General features: G+C 69.1%; 20 protein-coding genes, 1 tRNA gene and 2 pseudogenes. 13 read left to right on the top strand and 10 right to left on the bottom strand.

What is annotated here, in order from left to right; translation table 11 throughout:
* The first annotated feature begins 150 nt into the window (after window positions 1-150).
* On the top strand, window positions 151-1,215 hold the full coding sequence (locus E0504_RS27980; RefSeq protein WP_112108411.1) for a DedA family protein: 1,065 nt from the start codon (window positions 151-153) through the stop codon (window positions 1,213-1,215).
* A gap of 344 nt (window positions 1,216-1,559) precedes the next feature.
* Here the strand turns inward: E0504_RS27980 and E0504_RS27975 are convergent, their stop codons facing one another.
* Window positions 1,560-1,898: a P-II family nitrogen regulator gene (locus tag E0504_RS27975; RefSeq protein WP_131626107.1), complete on the bottom strand. Its 339-nt coding sequence runs from the start codon at window positions 1,896-1,898 to the stop codon at window positions 1,560-1,562.
* Between the two features lie 114 nt (window positions 1,899-2,012).
* Between E0504_RS27975 and E0504_RS27970 the strand changes: the two genes are divergently transcribed.
* Window positions 2,013-2,555 (top strand): YbhB/YbcL family Raf kinase inhibitor-like protein, encoded by a 543-nt coding sequence (locus E0504_RS27970; RefSeq protein WP_012157465.1) that lies wholly within the window; start codon window positions 2,013-2,015, stop codon window positions 2,553-2,555.
* A 206-nt stretch (window positions 2,556-2,761) separates the two neighbouring features.
* Window positions 2,762-2,890, top strand: a complete 129-nt coding sequence (locus E0504_RS27965; protein WP_018504118.1) for a DLW-39 family protein — start codon at window positions 2,762-2,764, stop codon at window positions 2,888-2,890.
* Window positions 2,891-2,960: 70 nt separating this feature from the next.
* On the opposite strand, the gene E0504_RS27960 is transcribed toward E0504_RS27965, so the two are convergent.
* From E0504_RS27960 to E0504_RS27945, 4 genes are all read right to left on the bottom strand, one after another.
* Window positions 2,961-3,173, bottom strand: a complete 213-nt coding sequence (locus E0504_RS27960; RefSeq protein ID WP_235014659.1) for a hypothetical protein — start codon at window positions 3,171-3,173, stop codon at window positions 2,961-2,963.
* Window positions 3,170-4,015 carry an ABC transporter permease gene (locus tag E0504_RS27955; RefSeq protein WP_235014657.1) on the bottom strand — a complete coding sequence of 282 codons (846 nt, stop codon included), beginning with the start codon at window positions 4,013-4,015 and terminating at the stop codon, window positions 3,170-3,172. Before E0504_RS27955 ends, E0504_RS27960 begins: the two co-directional genes overlap by 4 nt.
* Window positions 4,016-4,149: 134 nt before the next feature.
* Window positions 4,150-5,403 (bottom strand): spermidine/putrescine ABC transporter substrate-binding protein, encoded by a 1,254-nt coding sequence (locus E0504_RS27950; RefSeq protein WP_112108409.1) that lies wholly within the window; start codon window positions 5,401-5,403, stop codon window positions 4,150-4,152.
* Window positions 5,400-6,599: an ABC transporter ATP-binding protein gene (locus E0504_RS27945; RefSeq protein ID WP_131626143.1), complete on the bottom strand. Its 1,200-nt coding sequence runs from the start codon at window positions 6,597-6,599 to the stop codon at window positions 5,400-5,402. The genes E0504_RS27950 and E0504_RS27945 overlap by 4 nt, the downstream gene beginning before the upstream one ends.
* 562 nt (window positions 6,600-7,161) lie before the next feature.
* On the opposite strand from E0504_RS27945, the gene E0504_RS27940 reads away from it, so the two are divergent.
* From E0504_RS27940 to E0504_RS27930, 3 genes are all read left to right on the top strand, one after another.
* A complete protein-coding gene (locus tag E0504_RS27940; RefSeq protein WP_071065068.1) occupies window positions 7,162-7,869 on the top strand; it encodes a maleylpyruvate isomerase family mycothiol-dependent enzyme in 708 nt (235 codons plus the stop codon).
* 214 nt (window positions 7,870-8,083) lie between these two features.
* The gene (locus E0504_RS27935; RefSeq protein WP_112108408.1) at window positions 8,084-9,148 is read left to right on the top strand and encodes a ParA family protein; all 1,065 of its coding nucleotides are present in this window, start codon (window positions 8,084-8,086) and stop codon (window positions 9,146-9,148) included.
* Between the two features lie 2,081 nt (window positions 9,149-11,229).
* Window positions 11,230-11,302 (top strand) — tRNA-Ala (locus E0504_RS27930).
* 279 nt (window positions 11,303-11,581) lie between these two features.
* Here the strand turns inward: E0504_RS27930 and E0504_RS27925 are convergent.
* Window positions 11,582-12,793 (bottom strand): cell wall metabolism sensor histidine kinase WalK, encoded by a 1,212-nt coding sequence (locus tag E0504_RS27925; RefSeq protein WP_131626106.1) that lies wholly within the window; start codon window positions 12,791-12,793, stop codon window positions 11,582-11,584.
* Complete coding sequence (locus tag E0504_RS27920; RefSeq protein WP_112108406.1) at window positions 12,790-13,449, bottom strand: response regulator transcription factor; 660 nt, start codon at window positions 13,447-13,449, stop codon at window positions 12,790-12,792. The genes E0504_RS27925 and E0504_RS27920 overlap by 4 nt, the downstream gene beginning before the upstream one ends.
* A 171-nt stretch (window positions 13,450-13,620) precedes the next feature.
* Between E0504_RS27920 and E0504_RS27915 the strand changes: the two genes are divergently transcribed.
* From E0504_RS27915 to E0504_RS27900, 4 genes are read left to right on the top strand one after another with little or no spacing between them, the layout of a single operon-like run.
* Window positions 13,621-14,124: a hypothetical protein gene (locus E0504_RS27915; protein ID WP_071059620.1), complete on the top strand. Its 504-nt coding sequence runs from the start codon at window positions 13,621-13,623 to the stop codon at window positions 14,122-14,124.
* A 2-nt stretch (window positions 14,125-14,126) separates the two neighbouring features.
* Window positions 14,127-15,332 carry a peptidoglycan-binding protein gene (locus tag E0504_RS27910; RefSeq protein WP_243657661.1) on the top strand — a complete coding sequence of 402 codons (1,206 nt, stop codon included), beginning with the start codon at window positions 14,127-14,129 and terminating at the stop codon, window positions 15,330-15,332.
* On the top strand, window positions 15,329-16,036 hold the full coding sequence (locus E0504_RS27905) for an ABC transporter ATP-binding protein (RefSeq protein ID WP_243657646.1): 708 nt from the start codon (window positions 15,329-15,331) through the stop codon (window positions 16,034-16,036). Before E0504_RS27910 ends, E0504_RS27905 begins: the two co-directional genes overlap by 4 nt.
* Window positions 16,033-17,352, top strand: coding sequence for an ABC transporter permease (locus tag E0504_RS27900; RefSeq protein ID WP_243657645.1), 1,320 nt, complete (start codon window positions 16,033-16,035; stop codon window positions 17,350-17,352). The genes E0504_RS27905 and E0504_RS27900 overlap by 4 nt, the downstream gene beginning before the upstream one ends.
* A gap of 326 nt (window positions 17,353-17,678) precedes the next feature.
* Here E0504_RS27900 and E0504_RS52290 read toward each other — a convergent pair whose 3' ends face one another.
* The gene (locus tag E0504_RS52290; protein ID WP_243657644.1) at window positions 17,679-18,044 is read right to left on the bottom strand and encodes a hypothetical protein; all 366 of its coding nucleotides are present in this window, start codon (window positions 18,042-18,044) and stop codon (window positions 17,679-17,681) included.
* Here E0504_RS52290 and E0504_RS52285 point away from each other — a divergent pair.
* A pseudogene (locus E0504_RS52285) lies at window positions 17,940-18,407 on the top strand (aldehyde dehydrogenase); the annotation flags it as partial. The gene E0504_RS52290 and the pseudogene E0504_RS52285 sit on opposite strands and share 105 nt — an antisense overlap.
* 37 nt (window positions 18,408-18,444) lie before the next feature.
* On the opposite strand, the gene E0504_RS27890 reads toward E0504_RS52285, so the two are convergent.
* Together E0504_RS27890 and E0504_RS52280 are read right to left on the bottom strand one after the other, a co-directional pair.
* Entirely contained in the window at window positions 18,445-19,437 is a 993-nt protein-coding gene (locus tag E0504_RS27890; RefSeq protein WP_243657660.1) for an aldo/keto reductase, read from the bottom strand.
* A 168-nt stretch (window positions 19,438-19,605) separates the two neighbouring features.
* Window positions 19,606-19,920 (bottom strand): annotated as a pseudogene (locus E0504_RS52280) (MerR family transcriptional regulator); the annotation flags it as partial.
* A gap of 215 nt (window positions 19,921-20,135) precedes the next feature.
* Here E0504_RS52280 and E0504_RS27885 point away from each other — a divergent pair.
* Both E0504_RS27885 and E0504_RS27880 read left to right on the top strand, forming a co-directional pair.
* Window positions 20,136-20,747, top strand: a complete 612-nt coding sequence (locus E0504_RS27885) for a SigE family RNA polymerase sigma factor (RefSeq protein ID WP_112108757.1) — start codon at window positions 20,136-20,138, stop codon at window positions 20,745-20,747.
* Window positions 20,744-21,661, top strand: a complete 918-nt coding sequence (locus E0504_RS27880; RefSeq protein ID WP_112108756.1) for a hypothetical protein — start codon at window positions 20,744-20,746, stop codon at window positions 21,659-21,661. The genes E0504_RS27885 and E0504_RS27880 overlap by 4 nt, the downstream gene beginning before the upstream one ends.
* Window positions 21,662-21,707 lie beyond the last annotated feature (46 nt).

The following is a 21,707-nucleotide window of genomic DNA, read 5'->3' as shown; positions in this document are numbered from 1 at the left end:
CCCTTATAGCGAGTTTCGAGTCGGTACGGGGCGCGGGCCACCGGGTGAGCTGACCTCCCCCGAGGCGGGATCGGTGCCGACTGCGTGGCGTGAGATCCTGGACGGGCGGGCGCCGGCCCCGTCGCCTGAGTTCCCTGGAGGCCCTCGACAGTGACCACGTTCGCGTCGAACACTCTGGCCCTGGGGCCGGACTTCATCAGTGCCGACAGTCTGGCGAAGGCCGGCCTGGTGGTCGTCCTTCTGATCGTCTTCGCCGAGTCGGGGTTGCTGGTCGGGTTCTTCCTGCCGGGTGACTCGCTGTTGTTCACCCTCGGTCTACTGATCTCCCAGGACGAGGTGTCCACGCCGCTGTGGCTCGCGTGTGCCCTGATCGGTGTGGCCGCGATCGCGGGTGACCAGGTGGGCTACCTGTTCGGGCGGAAGGCGGGTCCGGCGCTGTTCCGGCGTCCGGACTCGCGGCTGTTCAGGCAGGAGTATGTGGAGCAGGCGCACGAGTTCTTCGAGAAGCATGGTGGCCGCTCGATCGTGCTGGCGCGTTTCGTGCCGATCGTGCGTACCTTCACCCCGGTGATCGCCGGGGTGAGTCGGATGAACTACCGGACGTTCGTGGTCTACAACGTGATCGGCGGCCTGCTGTGGGGCTGCGGGGTCACCGTCCTCGGCTCGCTGCTCGGGAAGATCGATTTTATTCGCCAGAACCTCGAGGCGATGCTGATCCTCATCGTGTTGATCTCGGTGGTCCCGATCCTGATCGAGTACCTGCGCGCCCGCCGGACGAAGGCGAAGACAGGAGACGCCGCCGGGTCCCCCGACGCCACCAACGCCGCGGGTACCGGGCCCACCGCCGGCCATGGTCCGGCCTGGGTGGACGGCCCGGTCCGGGAGCACGACCGGGCCCCGGGCGCGGGGTTCGCGGGCGGCCACGAGAGCGCGGGCGGCTACCAGCCCGCTGGCGGGTATCAGGGCGGGTACCAGCCCGTGGACGTGTACCGCAACGCGGACGGGTGGCAGCCGGAGAGCCGCTACGACGACGGACGTTACGACCAGCCCCGTGCGGGCACGGCGGGTGCGGCCGGGCACGGCGGGCACGGCTACGACACCGAGGGATTCCAGGATGCTCGGCCGCGGGAGGGCGAGGCCCCGATCCAGGAGGAGCGTGGCCCGGCCGGGCGCCGCGGCGGTGGCGGGCGGCACTCCGCTCCTCGGCACCGCTGAGTTCCTCGGTACCGCTCGCTGAGCGGGAGCATCCGGGAACGACCGGGAACGCTGACCGGGAGTTTGGAAGTGTGAGGCGGAGATCCGCCGCGTGGCCCGCGGCGGGTGCGGCCACCGCGAAGCGGTCTGGCCGTGGCCCCGAGGATGTTCTGGGTTCCGGCGGGCGGCCCACTGATACGGGGGGATTCAGTGGGAGACACCCGCCGGAACCTGTCCACCGTATCCGCTCGATGGGTCCGATGTCGCCCCGGCGACACAACATAAGCCGAAAAGCTCCCGGATTGTCCCAATGCACACATTGCGCCCGGTCTTGGGGCGGGATGTCCGACTCCTGGCCGAGGACCTCACAGCGCGTCGGTGCCCCGCTCGCCGGTCCGGATCCGGGCCAGGCCCTCCACCGGGAGCACCCAGATCTTTCCGGCCCCGCTGGACGTCGACGCCGCCGCTCGCCGGATCACGTTCACCACGTCGGGCGCGTCGGAGTCCGCCACCACCAGCTCCAGTCGGATGTTGCTGGTTGACTCGTCATGGAAGGCGTTGCCGCGGTAGGTCTGGGTGCGCCACATTTCCAGCCCGAATCCGGTTACCTGGCTGACGGTCATCCCGTGCACACCATAGGTTGTCAGGGCCGCCCGCATGTCGTCGACGCGGTGGGGCCGCACGATCGCGGTGACCAGCTTCATGACCCGTCTCCACACGTACCGGCGCGCTGATGTTTCATCGCGGGGAAGCGCAGAGCCGACGGATGTCGGCTCTGTCTCGCCAGTGTCATCCAACGTGTAGGAGAGGATCGACCGATGTCCCTGCTGGACCGCAACACCGCACCGGATCCGCTCGACCTGCTGCCCCCGCTGCCGTCGTTCTCGCTGAGCAGTGACGACCTGACCGACGGCAGCCCGCTTGGCCTGGACCAGGTGTTCAGCGGCGCCGGCGGCGCGGACCTGTCGCCGCACCTGTCCTGGACGGGTTTCCCCGCGCAGACCGAGAGCTTCGCCGTCACCTGCTTCGACCCGGATGCCCCGACCGGGAGCGGGTTCTGGCACTGGGTGCTCGTCGACGTGCCGGCCAGCGTGACGGAGCTGGCGCGGGGCGCCGGAAGTGGTGACCTCTCCGGGTTGCCGGCCGGGGCGTACCACGTCCGTAACGACTGGGGCACGGCGAACTACGGCGGCGCGGCGCCCCCCGAGGGAGACCGGCCGCACCGGTACGTCTTCGTCGTCCACGCCGTGGACGTCCCGAAGCTGGAGATCGACGCGACCGTGGCGCCCGCGGTCGTCGGGTTCAACCTGACCTTCCACACCTTGGCGCGGGCCGTGCTGCGGGCGACCTACCAGCGCTGACCCGCGGCCACCAGCCACGGATACACGGCCACCGGCCGCTGATGCGTGGCTGCCGGCGCTGATCCCGTGCTCCGGCCGGTCGGCACCGCGCCGCGTCCCGGCGCCGGGGGTGTGATCCGGTCGTGACCGGATCACGATCGTCGGGGCGGGGGCCATCCCGCCGAGATACGGTGGCTGGCGAAGGCAGTCGACGAAGGGGAGTCGGTATGCGCAAGTTCACTGTCGTCGCCCTCGTGGCGAGCGCCGGCGCACTCCTCACCGCCGCCCGTCGCCGCAGGAACAAGGACGAGATCGACCTGTGGCGCGAGGCGACGTCCGCGGCGGGGAACCGCTGACCGAAGCCAACCGGCCCGGCCGGCGAGTGGGCGTGCCCGGTCGCCGGCCGCGCCCACCTGCCAGCCGCGCCTAGCCGCCGGCTGGCAGGTCGTGCTTGCCTGTCCGTTTCACGGTGAAGCCGTTCCAGGTGTTGTTCCGTTTTCCGACCCGGTCATTGAAGCTGAAGGCGATCATCGTCGCGATGGGCAGGGTCAACCAGGCCAGAATGAGCCACGTGTAGACCCGCAGGGCCTTCTCGCCGCGGCCGGTCCGTCTCGCGGTGGGGTGCGTGCCCACGCTCACCGGGTGCTCATCTCCAGCACGTCACGGGTGCCGAGAACGCGCGCGTACAGGAAGATCCCGATCAGCAGCACCGCCATCAGGATGAAGGACAGCGCCGACGCCAGCGGATAGTCCGCGTTCGTGAGGTAGGTGGTCTGGATGATGTTCCCGATCATCGTGGTGTCGGTGCCGCCGAGGATGAACGAGTTCACGAAGTCCGACGTCGCCGGGACGAACGTCAGCAGGCAGCCGGCGAACACCCCGGGCAGCGAAAGCGGCAGGACGACTCTCCCGAGCGCCCGCGTTCGGGACGCGTAGAGGTCGGCCGCGGCCTCCAGCAGGCGCGGATCGACCCGCTCCAGGGCGACGTAGACGGGGAGCAGCATGAACGGGAAGAAGTTGTAGGTCAGGCCGGCCACCACCGCGAACGACGTAGCCAGGACGTGGAAGTTCTCCGGGAGGAGCCCGGCGTCCTTCAGGTTGCCGAGCACGATGCCGTCGTCGGTAAGCAGGAAGCGCCAGGAGACCGTCCGGATGACGAAGGAGACGAAGAACGGCAGGAGCACCAGGAACAGGTAGGTCGACTTCCGCTCGCCGGCGTGGAACGCGATCCAGTACGCCATCGGGTAGGCGAGCAGGATCGTGGCCAGGGTGGCGAGCCCGCCGTAGACGAACGAGCGCACGAACTGCACGTCGTAGGTGCTGATGGCGTCCCAGTAGACCGAGATGTTGAACGTCTGGCGGAACCCGTCGACGACATTGCCGGTCTGCACCGAGATGGACAGCATGACCAGCATCGGGATCACGAAGAAGGCGACCAGCCACAGGCCACCGGGCAGCACCAGCAGATACGGCGTCGACACCCGCCACCGCGAGCGCCGCGACACCTCCGTGCCAGTGCCGCGGGTGCCGCCTGGGTCGTCAGCACCGCCTGGGTGGTTAGTGCTGCCTGGGTCGTCAGCGCCGGCCCGGCCGTGCGCGCCGCGGGGGCTGCCCGCTAGGACTGGTAGACCGGCTGGAAGATCTTGTTCCACTCGGTCTCCTCCTCCGTCGTCAGCACCCGGAAGCGGTGCACACGGTCGAACTCCGCGCGGGTCGGGAACAGCAGCGTGGATTCGGCCAGCTCGGGGGAGACGTGGTCACGGGCGGCCGGCACCGGCGTTATGTAGTTGATGTACTCGGCCAGCATCCCGGCGACGTCGGGCCGGTACACGAAGTCCATGTAGGTGAGGGCGTCCACCGGGTGCGCGGCGGTCCTCGGGATGCACATGCTGTCGGTCCAGATCAGGCCGCCTTCCTCCGGCACCACGAACTTCAGCTTCGTCCCGGCCGCGAGTTGCTGGTAGACGTCCCCCGACCACGCCATCGAGATCCACAGGTCGCCGCCCGCGAGCGAGTCGATGTAGCTCTGGTCGTAGTACTTGCGGACGATTCCGGCGTCGCGCTGCTCGATCAGTTTGTCGGCCGCGCGCCGCCAGTCCTCCGGAGCGGAGTCGGCCGGGGCGACGCCGATGCCGAGGAGCGCCAGGTTCGGCAGCTCCTGGTTCTCACCGAACATCCCGACCTTGCCGGCGAAGGCAGGGTCCATGAGGTCGGCGAAACCGGTGATCTCCCGGCCGGTCTTCTCCGGGTCGTAGGCGATGCCGGTGATACCGGACTGCCAGGCCACGGTGAACTGGTTTCCCGGGTCGTACGCGGGATCCTTGACGCTCGGGTCGGCGTTGGCGGCGAAGGTGGGCAGCCTCTTGTGGTCGAGCGGGGCGAGGTAGCCGAGCTGGATGACCCGGCTGAGGGTGATGCCGTTGGTCAGGACCATCAGGTCGTACCCGACGGGCTGGTTCTCGGCGAGACCGGGCCGGATCTGGGCAAAGAAGGACTCGTTCTCCTGGACCACTTCGCGGTAGGTGACCTTGATGCCCGTCTCCTGGGTGAACAGGTCGAGCGAGGGATGCTCCGCGTCGGAGCTACCGACATCCATGTAGAGCGGCCAGTTCGCGAAGTCGAGCGTTCCCGCCTTCGCCTTGCCCGCCCAGTAGCCGGCGACGTCGGCGGCCTGCGCCGAATCACCGGCCTCGCCCTTGACCCCACAGGCGGCCAGGAGTGCGGCGCTACCGGCCGCCCCGGTGAGGCGCAGGAGGTCCCGTCGGTCGAAACGACGTCTGGTCAGGCCGCGCAGCAGCGCCGGGTCGGGAACCGCCCCGTGCGACGCCCCCGGTGCCGCGGGAATTCCCTGCCGGTCATTGCTGGTCACGATTCGAGTCCCTCCGTGTGGTTCTGGCCTTCCCGCAGGGAGCCGCTCGGTGCAAGGGCGCTCGGCGGGGTGCTCTTTGTGTGGGCGCTCGGTGCGAGGGCGAAGGAATGCGTCGGCAGCCACGACAGCCACACCTCGTCGCCCCGGTCTGCGATGTTCGTCGCGTCGGCGCTGTTCTGCCAGAAAACCGTGATCTTGGATCCACCGTGCGTCAACACCGTGTATGTCGTGTATGTGCCCAGATAGACGACCTCGGTGACCCGCCCGTGCAGCGCACAGCACGTTCCGTCGGGGCGTGTCAAACCCAGGGTGATTTTCTCCGGCCGGACGGTCATCTCCAACTCGGATCCGGTTGCTGGCCGGCCGAGCTCCGGCCGGAGCGGAACCACCAGGCGTTCTTCGGCGGCGGAGTCGAGAACCGCCACCGGAGTTCCGTCCACGCCAGCCGGATCGACGGACCGCACCGATCGGCGCAGCAGGTTCGACGTGCCGATGAATCCGGCTACGAACCGGGTGCCAGGCCTTTCGTAGATCTCCCGGGGGGCAGCGAGCTGCTCGACGCGGCCCCTGTTCATCACCGCTATCCGGTCCGACATCGTGAGCGCCTCGCTCTGGTCGTGTGTCACGTACACGAACGTGATGCCGACCTCGCGCTGTATTCGCTTGAGCTCGATCTGCATCGTCTGGCGCAGTTTCAGGTCGAGGGCTCCGAGCGGTTCGTCCAGCAGCAGGGCCCGCGGCCGGTTCACCAGCGCCCTGGCGAGCGCGACCCGTTGCTGCTGGCCGCCGGAGAGCGCCCGGGGCCGCCGGTCGGCGAGCCCGGACAGCTCGACGAGCTCGAGCATCTCGCCGACCCGCCTGCGCAGCTCCTGGCCGCGGACCCCGCGGCGCCGCAGCCCGAAGGCTACATTCGAGGCGACATCCAGGTGTGGGAAGAGCGCGTAGCTCTGGAAGACGAGGTTCACATCGCGCCGATTGGGCGGGACGGCGGTGACGTCGCGGCCGTGGAGCAGGATGCGCCCGCGGGTCGGTTCCTCGAATCCGGCGATCATCCTCAGGGTGGTGGTCTTGCCGCAGCCGGATGGGCCGAGCAGCGAGAAGAACTCGCCCTGCTCGATGCTGAGATCCACCCGCGAGACCGCGCCCACCAGGCCGGCGCGCGAGCTGTATTCCTTCGCGACACCGACGAGCTCGATGGCGGGTGTCGAGGGTGCGGCGGATACGGCGGGCGGGGACGCGGGCGCGGGCGCATCGTGGTCGTCGGCGGCCGGGATCACCACCGCGTTGGCCTCGCCACTGTTCACGACTTCTCCGTGAGCTCATCGGTGTGGACAGGCTCGACGGCATTGTCGGCGCCGGGTCAGCGTGACAGCCCGATTGACGTGCGACAAGGGATCCCCTTGTAAAGGCTGGATGACCCTGCGGAATCGGTATCCATCAGCGCTCTCCGTTGTTGATTCGCGTCGTGCTGAGCATGTTTGCCGGCGGACGCGCCGATCCGTGCCGCTATGCGGCGGCAATGTTGTGGCGCCGCGCGGCAGACCGGTTACCCGCCGGCGCGCGGCGAAGTGGCGCCGGCGGTGCGCGGAGGAGCACTCTGGATATATGGATGCCCACGCCGGGCCTCGTTCGGGCTCACCGTCGCTCTCGCCGGTCCCACCGGTCTCGCCGCCATCGCCATCGCCATCGCCATCGCCGTCGTCGCGGCGGTTGGCGGCGTCGAGCCCGCTGCCGGGACCGGAGTACACACCGTCCGCCGTGCCGCTCGACATCCTGCTGGGTTGCGCGCGGTCGCACGCCAGGCTGCTCGAAGCCGTCGCCCGCGTCGACGACACGACCGCCCGCCGCCCGTCCCTGCTGCCCGGCTGGACCGTCGGCCACCTCGTCACCCACCTGGCGAGGAACGCCGACAGCCACACCGGGATGTTCGGGGCGGCCGCCGAAGGACGGGTCGTGGCGCAGTACCCGGGCGGCCTGACGCAGCGCGACGGCGGAATCGAGGCGGGCGCCTACCAGCCGGCCGACCTGCTGCTCGCCGACCTCGCCGGCGCGGTGGCCCGGCTCGAACGAGCCTGGGACGGCACCCACGTCGATGTCTGGCGCGGGGGCCTGGGGCTGACCGCGGCGCGCGGCGCGACGAGTGTGGCGGACCTGGTGTTCCTGCGGTGGCGTGAGGCCGAGATCCACCTCGTCGACCTCGCGCTGACCGATCGCGGCGGCCCGGAGTGGGACGACCTCAGCCCCGCCTACGTCGAGGCGGAGTGGGCGTGGAGCACGCGGCTGCTGCCCGAACGGCTGCCCGCCGAGGTCACCGTCCTGCTGACCCCCGGGGACCGGCCGTCGCGCGCCGTGGGGCGGGGCCCGCAAGTCGTCCGGGTGGATGTCCCGACGCTGCCGGCGTTGCGCTGGCTGACCGGCCGGGACGCCGGCGATCCGGCCTGGCCGCCGCTGGGCCCCTGGACCTGATCCCATCCTCTGGTCCCACCCGGATCGCACCGGCCTGCCCGGCGCGGCGATATCAGCGTGATCCAGAATGTCCGGGTGTGGAGCAGACGGAACGGTTCGTGAGCGTTGCAGCCGGCTGCCCGGATCGCCGTGACCGTGTCGGTCCGACCGGGCCACGCCACCGCGGCGGTGCCTTGCGGCGCGGGCGGGTGCGCGGCCGGGCGGGTATCCGCGCGTGATCTCGATGGCGCTGTTCAACAACAAGGGCGGGGTGGGCAAGACGACGCTCGTCTACCACCTGGCACACATGTTCCAGCGGATGGGACACCGGGTGCTCGCCGTGGACCTCGATCCCCAGGCGAACCTGACCGCGCAGTTCCTGGACGAGGACGAGCTCGCCAGCCTCTGGAAAGAGGACGAGGGCCTCGGGTCGTCCGCGCCCCGGCCCGCCGTGCTCGACCCGCGCCGCAGCCGGATCAGGCCCGGCAACGGCACCCTGGCCACGGCCATCGAACCGATCATGGAAGGTGTCGGGGACGTCCGGCTGAGCGAGCCGGTGACCGTCGAGGACGGCCTGTGGCTACTGCCCGGGGACGTCAACCTCGCCAGCTTCGAGGACCGGCTCTCGGCGGCGTGGCCCAACAGCTTCCTGGGCCGGGACGTCGCCGCGCTGCGCACCACCACCGCGCTGCACCGCGCCATCGACCACGGAGCCAGGGAGACCGGCGCGGACATCGTGATCATCGATGTGGGGCCGAACCTCGGCGCCATCAACCGCGCGGCGCTGCTCTCGGCCGACACGATCCTCATGCCCCTGGCGGCCGACCTCTTCTCCCTGCGCGGCCTGCGCAACATCGGACCGACCCTGCGTGACTGGCGGGTGACCTGGCAGGGCACGATCCTGCCGAGGATCCCCGAGCGGATCCCGGCACCGCGCGGCCTGATGATGCCGATCGGCTACATCCTGGTCGAGCCGCCGGCCCGCGCGGACCGGCCGTCGAAGGGTCACGGGCGGTGGCTCGACCGCATCCCGGGCGTGTTCACCACTTCTGTCCTCGGCTCCGCCGCCGCCCCGGCGGACGGCGACCGCTCCTTCGAGATCGCGACCATGAAGAACTACGCGGCGCTGATGCCCCTCGCCCAGGACGCCCGCAAGCCGATGTTCGAGCTCCGGGCCGGGGACGGCGCCGTCGGGGGAACGCAGAGCGCCGTGCGGCGCTGCTTCTCCGACTTCCGGGAGCTGGCGACAAAGGTCCGGGACAGGCTCGTCTTCATCGACCCGACGCTGCGCCGAGGCTGAGCCCGCCTCGAGCCGGCCTCGAACCTGCCCTGATCCTGCCCTGGGATCACCTCGATCCTGCTCCAGGCCTGCCTCGAGTCCGCCCCGAGCGCCGTCCTCCCGCCGCCGTCGGGCTCGTCGTGCCCGGCACCGCCGTCGGGACGCCCACGGAACCAACGTCGTGGCCGACACTCGCTCGCGCGGCAGGCTCCGGAGATCCCGTCACGGTGACAGTTCGCGAAGCTTGCTTGGCGTAAAACGTTGACGATGACCGCCCGGATCGTGGCGATGATCAGGTGACTGATGCCCGCCAGGGTGATGGTTACCGATCTTTGCTCATCGTCAAAATTAACCGATGACCGTGGGTGCGTTCCGCATCCTTCTGTATCGATTTCCCTGGCGGGAGAAGGTCATTTTATTTTGCTTATCGTCAAACGTTTCCAGAAACCGTCGGTGGTTGCCGGTCGATCTATCGACGAACCCCGTGGATGGTCATGGCAGTTCATTTTGCGAGTTGTCAAATGATGTCGATACCCATGGCTGGTGTTCGAGGTGCTCGCGAACTAATTCCACGCCTGGGTTCTGTCTAATTATTTTGCTTTTCGTCAAACGTTGACGGTCTCCAGGTAGGGTGTCCGAAGGATCGGCTAGCGCAAGCCCCGCAAGGGTTCTGTCGGCGAAACTCAATGATTTTGCTTGCCGTCAACCGGAATCTATGACCTCAGGTGCAGTGCGCTGGAGGATTCGGACGCTGCCCGTGCGGGGAGTGAGTGTACGACGTTTGCTTAGCGACAAAATACGTCGGACTCCGGCGAGGGTTCCGGTGATCGGTACGCCCTGTTCCCCTTGGGGGCGTGTGTCGTCGACGTCAACGGATTTTGCTTGGTGTCAACCGACATCCATGACCCACGACGAGTTGCGTCAGCTATTTACCGCCGTGATCGCGCGGGGCGTGAGTGTACGACGTTTGCTTTGCATCAAAAGCTGTCGCACTCCAACGGCGAGCTCGGCTCGAGGCCCGGCGGTACTGCTCCCGAGGCCCTCCCAGGTGGAGAGTCATGCGCGCCACCCGCTGGCGCCGCCTGCCCGTTCGTCGACCGGCTGCCGCCGGCGTCAGCCGGACGGCGCTCGCTGCCGTTCGCCGTTCGCCGGACGCCGCCGCCCGCCGGCCAGCAGCTGGCCATGGGCTACGGATGGGCGACGGACCGGAGGGGCGATCGACCTCAGCCGGACCGGGTAGGACCGAGTAGGCCCCACTCGCGGGTTGTCCACAGCCTTGGTCCGAGAAAACCCTGACATTGCCCGTATGGGGGCATCGTGCGGCGACCGGAGGCCTTGATGCCGCGTCCCCGACGGCCTTGGACAAGGCGGCGGATTCCGAAGCCGGCCAGGTGTCCTGCAGCAGCCTGCTCGTCCTTGCGACTGGCGATCGGTCACGGTGGGTCGCGGTAGTACTGCGACGGGGAATGCGTCAACGGATTCCGCAGGCGGTGCACGTTGCCCGGGAAATCCATCGGCAGCGGCGGGAAACCTTCCACAGCTATCCACAGCGCGCGCTTCTCGCCGCTGTCGGGTCGCGCCAACGATGCCCTCAGGCGGGCATCGTTGCCGGCAGAACAGCCCTAACCGGACGCAGCCCCAACCAGAGGAACAACGCTCCAACTGGGCAAGTCGACGAGACCCGCCATATGTGTTCACAACGCTTGTTGTGGAGAGCATGACGCATTGCCGCATGTTTGTCACGAGCTACGGCCGATTCGAGGCACTCTGGTGCGACACACACCGTGGGTGGGCAGCGTCGCGGCGGGAAACCTCGACTGCCCACAACGAAGACCCATGTGAACGGCCCGTGACCATGAACGTGGTGTGACTACTGCAGAACGACGCCGCCCACGCGTCCGCGGGGCAGGGTGACGGCAGCCGGCGACCCGCCGGTGGACAACAGCGAGCGCCCCGTGGCGGCGTGGCGCCGGCGGTGGCCGCTGGACGGTCAGGCATCAGCGGCCAAGGGCCGGCCGGACCATCCCCGAGCTGGTAGTCATGCCGTACTCTTGAGGGGCATCGGTCACTCGGGGCGGCGACGCCTGGGCGGCCGACCTCACGGGGGCGTAGCTCAACTGGCAGAGCACTGCCTTTGCAAGGCAGGGGTTAGGGGTTCAAGTCCCCTCGTCTCCACGAGCTGGATTCGGTTGCTCGCTGACCTTCGGTCAGCTTCGCCACCAGCCGCGATGTCTGCCCGGGGGCGACCCCCGGACCCCCGGGTGTCGGGCTGCGCCCGACCTGGCGGGGTAGGCGTTGATGGTTATGTAGCCAACTGTGTAGCCAAGCCGGGTCAGTGTCGGTCTCCGTCCGGCTTGTCCATGGCCATACCGCTCAGGAAGTCGTCTATGGCGCCGTCGGCGGCGTGCAGGCGCTAGGGGAGAGCGTGGCCGTAGCGCTGTCTCGGTTGGACTGTCACCGGCGTGATAGCCCAGCAGGGAATGTGATGCGGAGGTCCATTCCGCCGTCCTGCCGGGGGAGCGCGGTGATCTGCGCGTGATGGCTGTCGGAGATGGCCTTGACGATCGTGAGGCCGAGGCCGAACCCGCGGCGGCCCGTGTCACGTGTTCGGTCGGACCGGCCGCGCCGGAAGGGTTCGAAGAGTCCGTTCACCTCACGGGGGAGCATTAGCAAGCCGCTGTTCGCGATGGCCAGGTACGTCTGGCCGGTGTCGATACCGGTGGTGATCTTGATCCAGCCACCCGGCACGTTGTGGTTGACCGCGTTCTCGACCAGGTTGCGGACGAGTTGGTGGAGCAGGATGGGGTCGCCGAGCACTGGAGCGGTAACCAGGTCGGCGGTGATCCGGGCGCTGGTCGGGGTGTCCGTGCTGGTCTGGGCGAGAACGTCGGCCGCGACGTCGGCGAGATCGACGGGGACCGGTTCGGTGAGTTCGTTACCTCCGTCGGCGAGGGTCAGGAGCCGGTCGACGAGGTCGGTGTTCCTGGTGTTGATGGCCAGCAGGCGGTCGGCGAAGTGCACAGTGTCGGGGTGAGCGGCCGGTTTGGTCGCTTCGAGCTCGATCACGGCGCGCTCCAGGGCGAGCGGGGTGCGAAGTTCGTGGGAGGCGCTCGCGACGAAGCGGCGCTGGCTATCGAAGGCGCGGTCGAGGGTTTCGAGCATGGCGTCGAAGGCATCGGCTAGCCGTTGGGTGTCGTCGCTGTGTCCGGTCAGCGCGATCCGCCGGCTGAGGTCGCGGTGTGGGCCGGTGGACCGTGCGATCTGCTCGGCGGTGGCGGTGATGGCGTGGAGCGGTCGCAGGCCCCGGCCGGCGATGATCCAGCCGGTGCCCGCGGTGGCGAGGCCTATGGCAAGGACGATGCCGCTGCCCCGAACGAGCAGTGTGTCGAGGGCGGCGTTCCTGATCTTTTCCTCGTTGCCCCTGATCTGCTCGGTGAGGTCGTCGAGGCTGATCCGGCTCCCGTTGGGTGTGGTGATCGTCGCTTCGCCTGCCTGACCGGCCCGCTGTTGAAGAGCGGCGATGCGGGACTCGGCGTCTCCGGTGAGCTCTGCGTCGAGGCGGGCTTGGACGACCAGGTAGAGCAGCGTGAGGATGACCGCTCCGGCGAGAATCGACAGCGCGCCGTAGAGGACGGTGAGACGGGCGCGCAGGCTCAGGCGGCTCATCGGATGCGGTATCCGGCCGCCGGCAGCGTTTCGATCAGTTGAGGTGTGCCGAGCTTGCGGCGCAGTTTCATCACCGTCATGCGGACAGTGTTGGTGAAGGGATCGATGTTCTCGTCCCAGACCTTCTCCAGTAGCTGCTCGGCGGACAGGATGCCGCCGCTGGCGCGGAGCAGTTCGACCAGGACCGCGTACTCCTTGTTCGTCAGAGTGACGGAGCGGCCGTCTCGGGTGACGGTCCGGCTGGCTTGATCCACTCGCAGGCCGGCGCGTTTGAGAACTGGAGCGGCGGCCGGCGCGGTGCGGCGGGCGAGAGCGTGCACTCTGGCGGACAGCTCTGCCAGCGCGAACGGCTTCACGAGGTAGTCGTCGGCGCCGATCGCGAGCCCCTCGACCCGGGCGCGGATCGCCGAGGCGGCCGTGAGCATCAGCACCCGCGTCGATCGCTGGGCCGCCACGATCGCGCGGCAGACATCATCGCCATGCACGACGGGCAGATCCCGGTCCAGGACGACGACGTCGTAGTCGTGAGCGGCGTATTTCTCCAGCGCCTCGCCCCCGTCGTAGGCCACGTCGACCGCGAACGACTCGCGTGTCAACGCCTCGCAGAGCGCACCGGCGAGCTCTGGTTCGTCCTCCACGACCATCACCCGAACCATCCGCTCTCCACCCCTCTCCTCGCATGCATCGGCGATGCGGTGCCCGTCCAGAGTGGCGCCGCCGGCATAACCGGCGGATAACCAGCGGCCGCCGACATTACGGCCCGGTTATCCGCGACGCAGTCCACTGGATGCCGTACTCGCTAGCCCAGTTCACGACGGAGGGCACGGATGATCAGGACCGCACGTCCGTTGGCAGTGGTGGCCGCCGGCCTGAGTCTGGTGGTCATGGCGTTGGCCGGTTGCGGCTCCGGCGGCGGCACGGCCCCGGGCGGGACGGCGTCCGGTGGCGGTAGCACGGGGACACCGACGGTACAGACGTACGCGCAGTGCATGCGCGACCACGAAATCGACATGGCTGACCCGGACCCGTCCACGGGAGTTCCGCAGTTCGGGGAGGGTGTTGATCCGGACGATCCGGCCGTGAAGCAGGCCCTGGCCGCCTGCCAGGATCTGCTGCCCGTCGGCAGTCGGGGAGAACCGAGCGACGCGGATCTCGACGTCTATGTGGCCTTCGCGCAGTGCATGCGCGACAACGGCCTGCCGAGCTTCCCCGACCCCCAGCCCGGCTCGGCCGGCGGCCTTTTCGCCGGCGCGGACGTCGACCGCAACGATCCGGCGTTCCAACAGGCGGCCCAGCAGTGCCAGACCATCCTGGACAAGGCGGGCGCGTGACCATGGCCGGAACCGGAACGGACGAGACCAGGACCGATGGGACTTTCGCGACCGCCCCACCGACGGCAGCCGAGCATGAGGCAGGCGACCGGCGTGTGCCGAGCGGGGCCTGGGCACGGGCGACGGTCGCCCTGCTGGCGAGCCCGCTACGGCGCCTTCCACGCCGGTACCTGTTCGTCCTCGCGGGGGCGGGAGTCGCCGTCCTGATCGTCGCCGCCGCGGTGGGATTCGGTGGCGGCTCGTCATCGCCGCCGACCGGTCTGGTTCCCGCGGCGACCGCGACGGTCCAACGCGGCACCCTCACCCAGACCCAGCAGGTCGGCGGCCTGATCTCCTACGGCGAGCCGGTAGGGCTCGTCGCCCAGCAGCAGTCCGGAGTCGTCACCTGGATCGCCGCGCCGGGCACGACGGTGAAGATCGGCCAACCCGTGTACGCGGTCGACGGCAGGCCGGTCATCCTCCTGCACGGCACCGCGACGCCGTACCGGACACTCGCCACAGGCACAGTGGGTCCCGACGTGAAGGAGCTGGAGGCCAGCCTCCAGGAGCTGGGCTACACGGGTTTCACCGTCGATGACACCCTCGACGCCGCCACCGCCCCGGCCGTGCAGGCGTGGCAGGCCAAGAGCGGGCTACCCGTCACAGGCACCGTCCCACCCGACCAGATCTTCGTCCACGACGGCGACATCCGGGTCGCCCTCCAGGCCATCCCGGTCGGCAGCCATCTGGGCCTGCAACCCAACCAGCAGGTCCTCACCTACAGCGGCACCACGCAGGTGGCATCGATCCCGCTGGACGTGTCGCTGCAACATCTCGTCCACACCGGCGACCCGGCGACCATCACCATTCCGACCGGTCAACGTCTCGACGGCACGGTCAGCAGCGTCGGCACTGTCGCGCAGACCATCGAGGAGCAGAACAAGACCTTCGTCACCGTGATCGTGTCGTTCGACGATCCGTCCGCGCTCGCCGGCGGCTTCGACTCATCGCCGGTGACACTGAGGATCGTCACGGAGCAGCGGACGAACGTGTTGATGGTGCCGATCACCGCGCTCCTAGCGAACCCGGACGGTGGGTACGCGGTACAGACCGTCCAGGACAGGCGGCCGGTGCTTCTGCCGGTCAAGGCCGGATTGTTCGCTGACGGCAAGGTCGAGATCAGTGGGGCGGGCATCACCGAGGGCGTCGCCGTGCGAGTCGCCCAGTGAGCGCCGTGGTTCCCATCGTCGTCCTCGACCAGGTGTCCAGGCGTTTTGGCCCGGTCAGCGCGCTGGCCGAAGTCAGCCTGCGGATCAACTATGGCGAGCTCGTCGGGATCGTCGGGCCGTCCGGATCGGGCAAGTCGACGATGCTCCACCTGCTCGGCACCCTCGACAGGCCGACGACGGGCACCCTTACCGTCGATGGCCAGCCGGTCCATACGCTGAGTGACGACCAGCTCTCGGCACTACGCGCGCAACGCATCGGGTTCGTCTTCCAGCAGTTCCATCTCGCCCCTGGCGTACCGGCATTGGACAACGTGGCCGACGGGTTGCTGTACACCGGCGTGCGCCGTGCGGAACGGCTCGAACGCGCGCGCGCCGCCCTTGACCGGGTCGGTCTCGGTCAACGAGTCCACCACCGGCCGCACCAGATGTCCGGCGGCGAACGCCAACGCGTCGCGATCGCCCGCGCCGTGATCGGCGAGCCAATGCTTCTGCTCGCCGACGAACCCACCGGCAACCTCGACTCATCGTCCGGGGGCGAGGTGATGGCCCTGCTACGACAGCTCCACTCCGCCGGAACCACTGTCGTGGTCATCACGCATGACCGCGACATCGCCGCAGCCCTGCCGCGACGCATCGAGATGCGGGACGGCCGCAAGGTCGGCGACAGCGGAGACGTCCGGACACCTCAGGGAGCCCGCGTATGATCACCGCCCGATCAACGACCGATGCCTCTGCAACGAGTGACGCAGCTGCCCGGGACGGCAACTCGCCGACGAGCAGGCCCGGACCTGCGGCGTGCGTCGGACCGGTGCCGGATGTAAACAGGGTGCTTCGCCCGGTCCGGCTCGCGGCGCGGGATCTGATCCGAGTCGGCGCCGGCGGTCTGCGCTCGCGACCGACGCGTGTCGCGCTGTCCGCTCTGGGTATCGCGATCGGCATCGCGGCCATGATCTCGGTTGTCGGCATCTCCTCCTCCAGCCGGGAGGACTTCCACCGCCAGATCGCCGCACTCGGCACCAACCTGCTCACCGTCAGGCCCGGCCAGAACCTCTTCGGCGACCAGGCACACCTGCCGACCGAGGCCGTCGCAATGATCGGCGCGATCGGCGATGTCAAGTCGGTCAGCGCCACCGGCCTGGTGCCGGAAGCCAGGATCTACCGCAACGATCACATCCCGGCCGCGGAATCCGGCAGCATCGCCGTGCTGGCAACCAGACTGGACCTTCCCGACACCGTCGGCGCCAACATCGTCGCCGGTACCTACCTCAACGAGGCGACCCAGCACTATCCCGCCGTGGTCCTTGGATCGACAGCGGCGGCTCACCTGGGCATCGACTCGACCGGACCGGACCAGCAGATCTACCTCGGTGGCCGGTGGTTCACCGTCGTCGGCATCCTCGCCCACGTCGCCCTCGCACCCGAACTCGACCGCGCCGCCCTCGTCGGCTGGCCCGTCGCTGCCGACCTGCTCGGCTTCGACACCTACCCGACCACCGCGTACACCCGAGCAAACCCCGACCATGTCGAAGCCGTACAGACGCTGCTCGCCCGCACCGCCAACCCCGCGGCCCCCAACGAGGTTGACGTTTCCCGCCCCTCCGACGCCCTCGCCGCACAGCACGCGGCCGACTCCACACTCGGCGCGCTCCTGCTCGGCCTCGGATCGGTCGCGCTACTCGTCGGCGGCATCGGCGTCGCGAACACCATGGTCATCTCCGTCCTCGAACGACGAGGCGAGGTAGGACTCCGCCGCGCCCTCGGCGCCACCCGCGGGGACATCCGCAACCAGTTCCTCGCCGAAGCGCTTCTCCTGTCCACGCTAGGCGGGATCACAGGACTCATCCTCGGCACCGGCGTCACCACGTGCTACGCCACCACTCAGGCCTGGCCAACCGTCGTCCCGTCCTGGGCGATGCTTCTCGGACTCGGCGCCACCCTCGTCGTCGGCGCGGGCGCCGGGCTCTACCCCGCCACCCGCGCCTCCCGCCTCCAACCCACCGAAGCACTCACCGCGCCCTGAGCCGCCAGGGCACCGGGGCCGCTGACGGGCGGTGTCGCGTCACAGGATTCGGAGCCGTCTGCTCGTGCGCCGGACGGCTCACTCACCGCCTCCGTCGCCGCGCTGACCGACCTGCGGCCCAGCGGATCGAACAACTCGGCGGCGTCAGCAACGGGGGCGAGTGAACGATGTGGACGCCTCATTTCGACGAGGCGCTCCAGGGCGCAACCCGACAGGACAGCCACGAAGGGGCGTCAGCATCGGGTGGGACCAGCCGAACGAGTTTTCCGAAGGTCTGGCACTCATCTGTAGTACATGGTGCCGAGTTGGAAAGGGGTGGAATCGTGTCACAGGCCGGCGGCGCGCGTTTCGGTGACGCCGTCGATGTGGGCCGAGTCTGACCTGTTCTCGACGGTGGCGAGAATGTTCTCGATGACCGCCAGGGCTTCCGCATGTCCGAGGGTCACTCCCAGGGAATTTTCCATCATGATTCCTCTGGAGACCATGGTCATCAGGACCAGGAGCGCGATCGGGGGCACGTCGGGGAGGCCGAGATCCTCATCGGCGGCTCTACGGGTGAGCGACTCCAGTTGTGCCTCGCGGGATCGCTCGGCGATTTCGGCGATCTCCGCGCGGATGGTCTTGCGGTGGTTGGCCAGGGCCATGAACTCGGTGATCAGGGCGGTACCGGGTTCGCTGCCGAACTCCCACAAGGCAAGGGATACTTCGTGCACCCGACCATGCTCACCAACGTCTCCACCGACGCACGGCTGTACCGCGAGGAGATCTTCGGGCCGGTGGTCGCCGTCCTGCCGTTCGACGACGAGGACGAGGCCATCGCCCTGGCCAACGACACGACCTACGGTCTGGCCGGCGCCGTCTACACGCAGAACGGCGCCCGGGCCCACCGCCTCGCCAAGCGGATCGAGGCGGGCACCATCACGCTGAACTGCCAGCTGGTCTTCGACCACCAGATGCCGTTCGGCGGCTACAAGCAGTCCGGCTGGGGCCGCGAGTTCGGCAAGGACGGCATCGAGATGTACCTCCAGACGAAATCCGTCTACAACCAGCTCTGAACAGGAGAACGGCCGCCGGCACCGGTGTGCTCTCACATCACAGATTGACGTTGGACATGTCCGGGTAGCGCTCGCCCTGCACAGCCTCGCCGGCCTTCGTCAGGATTTCCAACTCGTGCGGAGTCAGTGAGAGGCCGGCGGCGGCGACGTTCTGCTCCAGGTAACGACGTCGTTTCGTTCCGGGGATCGGGACGATGTCGTCGCCCTGGTGGTGCACCCAGGCGAGCGCGACCTGGGCGGGTGTCGCGTTCCGCGCCGCCGCGATCTCCTCGATCTGGGCGACGACCGAGAGGTTGGCGTCGAGGTTCTCGGAGTTCATCCGGGGCATGCTGGCGCGGAAGTCGCCGGCCTCGAAGTCGTTCTGGGTACGGAAGGTTCCGGTGAGGAACCCCCGTCCGAGCGGGCTGTAGGCGATGAAGCCGATGCCGAGCTCGCGCACCGTCGGGAGGATCTCCTCTTCGGGGTGGCGTGACCAGATCGAGTACTCGGTCTGCAGTGCGGAGATGGGATGCACGGCGTGCGCCCGGCGGATCGTGGCCGGCGATGCTTCGGAGAGGCCGAGGTAGCGCACCTTCCCGGCGGTGACCAGCTCGGCCATGGCGCCAACGGTGTCCTCGATCGGCACAGTCGGGTCGACCCGATGCTGGTAGTAGAGATCGATGTGGTCGACCCCGAGGCGGGACAGGGATGCGTCGCAGGCTGAGCGGACGTACTCCGGCCGGCCGTTGATGTTCCTGGCCTGGGGATTGTCCGGGTCACGGACGATCCCGAACTTGGTCGCGAGCGTCACCTCGTCGCGCCGGCCGGAGATGGCCCGCCCGACCAGTCGCTCGTTTGTGAACGGCCCGTACATGTCGGCGGTGTCGAGGAAGGTGACGCCCAGGCCGAGCGCGCGCTGAATGGTGGCGATCGATTCGTTGTCGTCGGTTGCGCCGTAGAAGTCGGACATGCCCATGCAGCCGAGGCCCTGCACGCTGACCTGGAGTCCCTGGGAACCGAGCGGTACCTGGCGCAATGTGTCGTGGGGCATCGGTCGTCTGGTCCTCTCCCGATAGATATCAATCTTGGTGTCGATGGCTGTGAGATGGCGGCGAACCTCATCGAGACGCTCGGTGACGCGCTCCTTGTGGGCGGTGAGCAGCTCGAGCCGTTCGGTCTCGTTGCCGTGGCCGGCCCGTACAAGCGCCGCGTACCGCGCGATCTGGCGGATCGGCATGCCGGTTTGGCGCAGCGCGGTGAGCGTCGCGATCCAGCGCAGGTCCTCGTCGTCGTAGCGGCGATGGCTCGACGGAGCGCGCGCCACCCGATCGAGCATGAGGCCCACCCGCTCGTAGTACCGCAGAGTGTGCGCGCTCACGCCGCTCACCGTCGCCGTCTCCGCGATGGTGAGGCCGCTGTCCGCCGGCCCGGCGACGCCGACGGAGGGCCGTCCCGGCCCGGGTGCCCGGCAGCCCGACGTACGCCCGGCCGGCACCCGAGGACCGTCTTCGCTGAGCTCGTCGATCGCGGTCATGCCTCGAAGCTAGGACTTCGAGCGCGCTCGAAGTCAAACCTCTTCCGGCGTACGGCGCGCCCGACCAGCCTCACCCACGCGGATCGGGACGGGCCGTCGTGCCCAGGATCAACGCGGCCGCCATGATCGGCGTCATTGGCGGCGTCGAGTCGGTCAGCTCCGTCTCGGTCAACCTGAGCGGGTCCTGGGGGCCTCTGGAGGGTTGAGGAGAGCTGATGGACGATGACGGACACGATGAGTTCCGGGCGTATTTCGCCGCCCGGCTGCCGGCCTTGCTGCGGCTGGCGTACCTGCTGACCGGCGACGCGGCCGAGGCGGAGGACCTGGCGCAGACGGCGTTGGCACGTACCTTCGTCGCCTGGCGGAAGGTCCGTGTGTGCGACTCCCCTGACGCCTACGTGCGGCGAATTCTCGTCAACGCTCATCGGCGACGGTTCCGCGGTCGCCGGGTGGTCGAGACGCTGATGCCCACGGTGCCCGACAGGCTGGTCGGCGGGTCCGCCGGCGAGCTGGCGGCGGTGGAGGACCGGGCGGGACTCGCGGCGGCGCTGGCCGCCCTGCCCACCCGGCAGCGGGCCGTCGTGGTGCTGCGCTACTGCGAGGACCTGTCCGAGGCCCGCGTCGCGGAGATCCTCGGCTGCTCGGTCGGGACTGTGAAGACCCACGCGTCACGGGGCCTGGCCCGGTTGCGGGCCGATCCGTCGCTGGGGACGGCGATGGGACCGCGGTCCGACGGCGTGCGGCAGCCGTCGAGATCCGGCGACGGCGCCGTGCCGCCCCAGCTCGGCGCATCGGAACTGAACGGGACGAGGGGAGGTGCGGCATGACCTCCGACGAGGAGATGATCGAACGCCTTCGTGGCGCGGAGCGAACGGTGGACGTCCGGCCGTCGGGTGATCTGTGGGCCGGCGTACGGGCCCGGGTTCCGGGGGAGCGCCGTCGTCGGGTCGCGCGGCGGGCCGCCCCGGCGGTGGCGTGCGCCGTGGCCGCGGTGGGGATCGCGGCCGGCCTGACTCTGGGGGGCGGCACGGGGAAGGCATCCCTCGCGCCCGCCGACCTTCCGCCGGCCCCGCGGATCACCCGGCTCCAGCCGGTCACCTTCACTCCGGACGAAGCGGCACATCTCGTGGTCGAGTGCCTACAGTCCGGTCCTGGGCCGGCGGACCCGGCGCGCTTCCAGCCGGGTGGGCTGACGGTGTGGGCGGCGGCGCGGGACGCCGCCGGAGCGACCGTGATCCTGTCGAACCCCTCGACGTTCGTCGACTGCGACGTGCCGGCGGACGCGGCAGGTCGGCTGGACATCGACGGGGCGTATGTCTACAGCTGGGGGGGCGGGCACGATGCGGTGCCCCGGACCGATCTCGAGCTGGAGTACGCCGGCGGAAGTCACAGGATAGGCGGCGGCTTCGGAGGCCGCCTCGGAGCCGGCTTCGGTAGCGGCCCCGGTGACAGTCGCACGGTCCATGACTGTGGCGGACGGGTGTCGGCCCGGGTTGCCCGGGTCACCGCGACGACTCCGTCCGGCGAAATCGTCGAGGTTCCCATCCAGGACGGGAAGGTCGTGGTCAGGACCGTCCAGATCGATCCGCCCGAGCCTGGTCCACGGCCCGGTGAGCCCGGGTTCGAGGACTTCAGACGGAACAACCCGACGCTTTTCAACGACTGGTACCAGGCCAATCGACCGGTCGTCCGGGCCTACGACCGGGATGGCCGCCTCCTGGCTGCAACCGAGGCGGGCTGAGGAGGGCCTAGGAGGGCTGAGACGGGCGCCGTCACTCCCCGTGCCG

The organism is Parafrankia sp. BMG5.11 (genome assembly GCF_004337455.1).
Note: the sequence above shows the minus strand (reverse complement) of the source record. Positions and strands in the feature narration are given on the sequence as shown.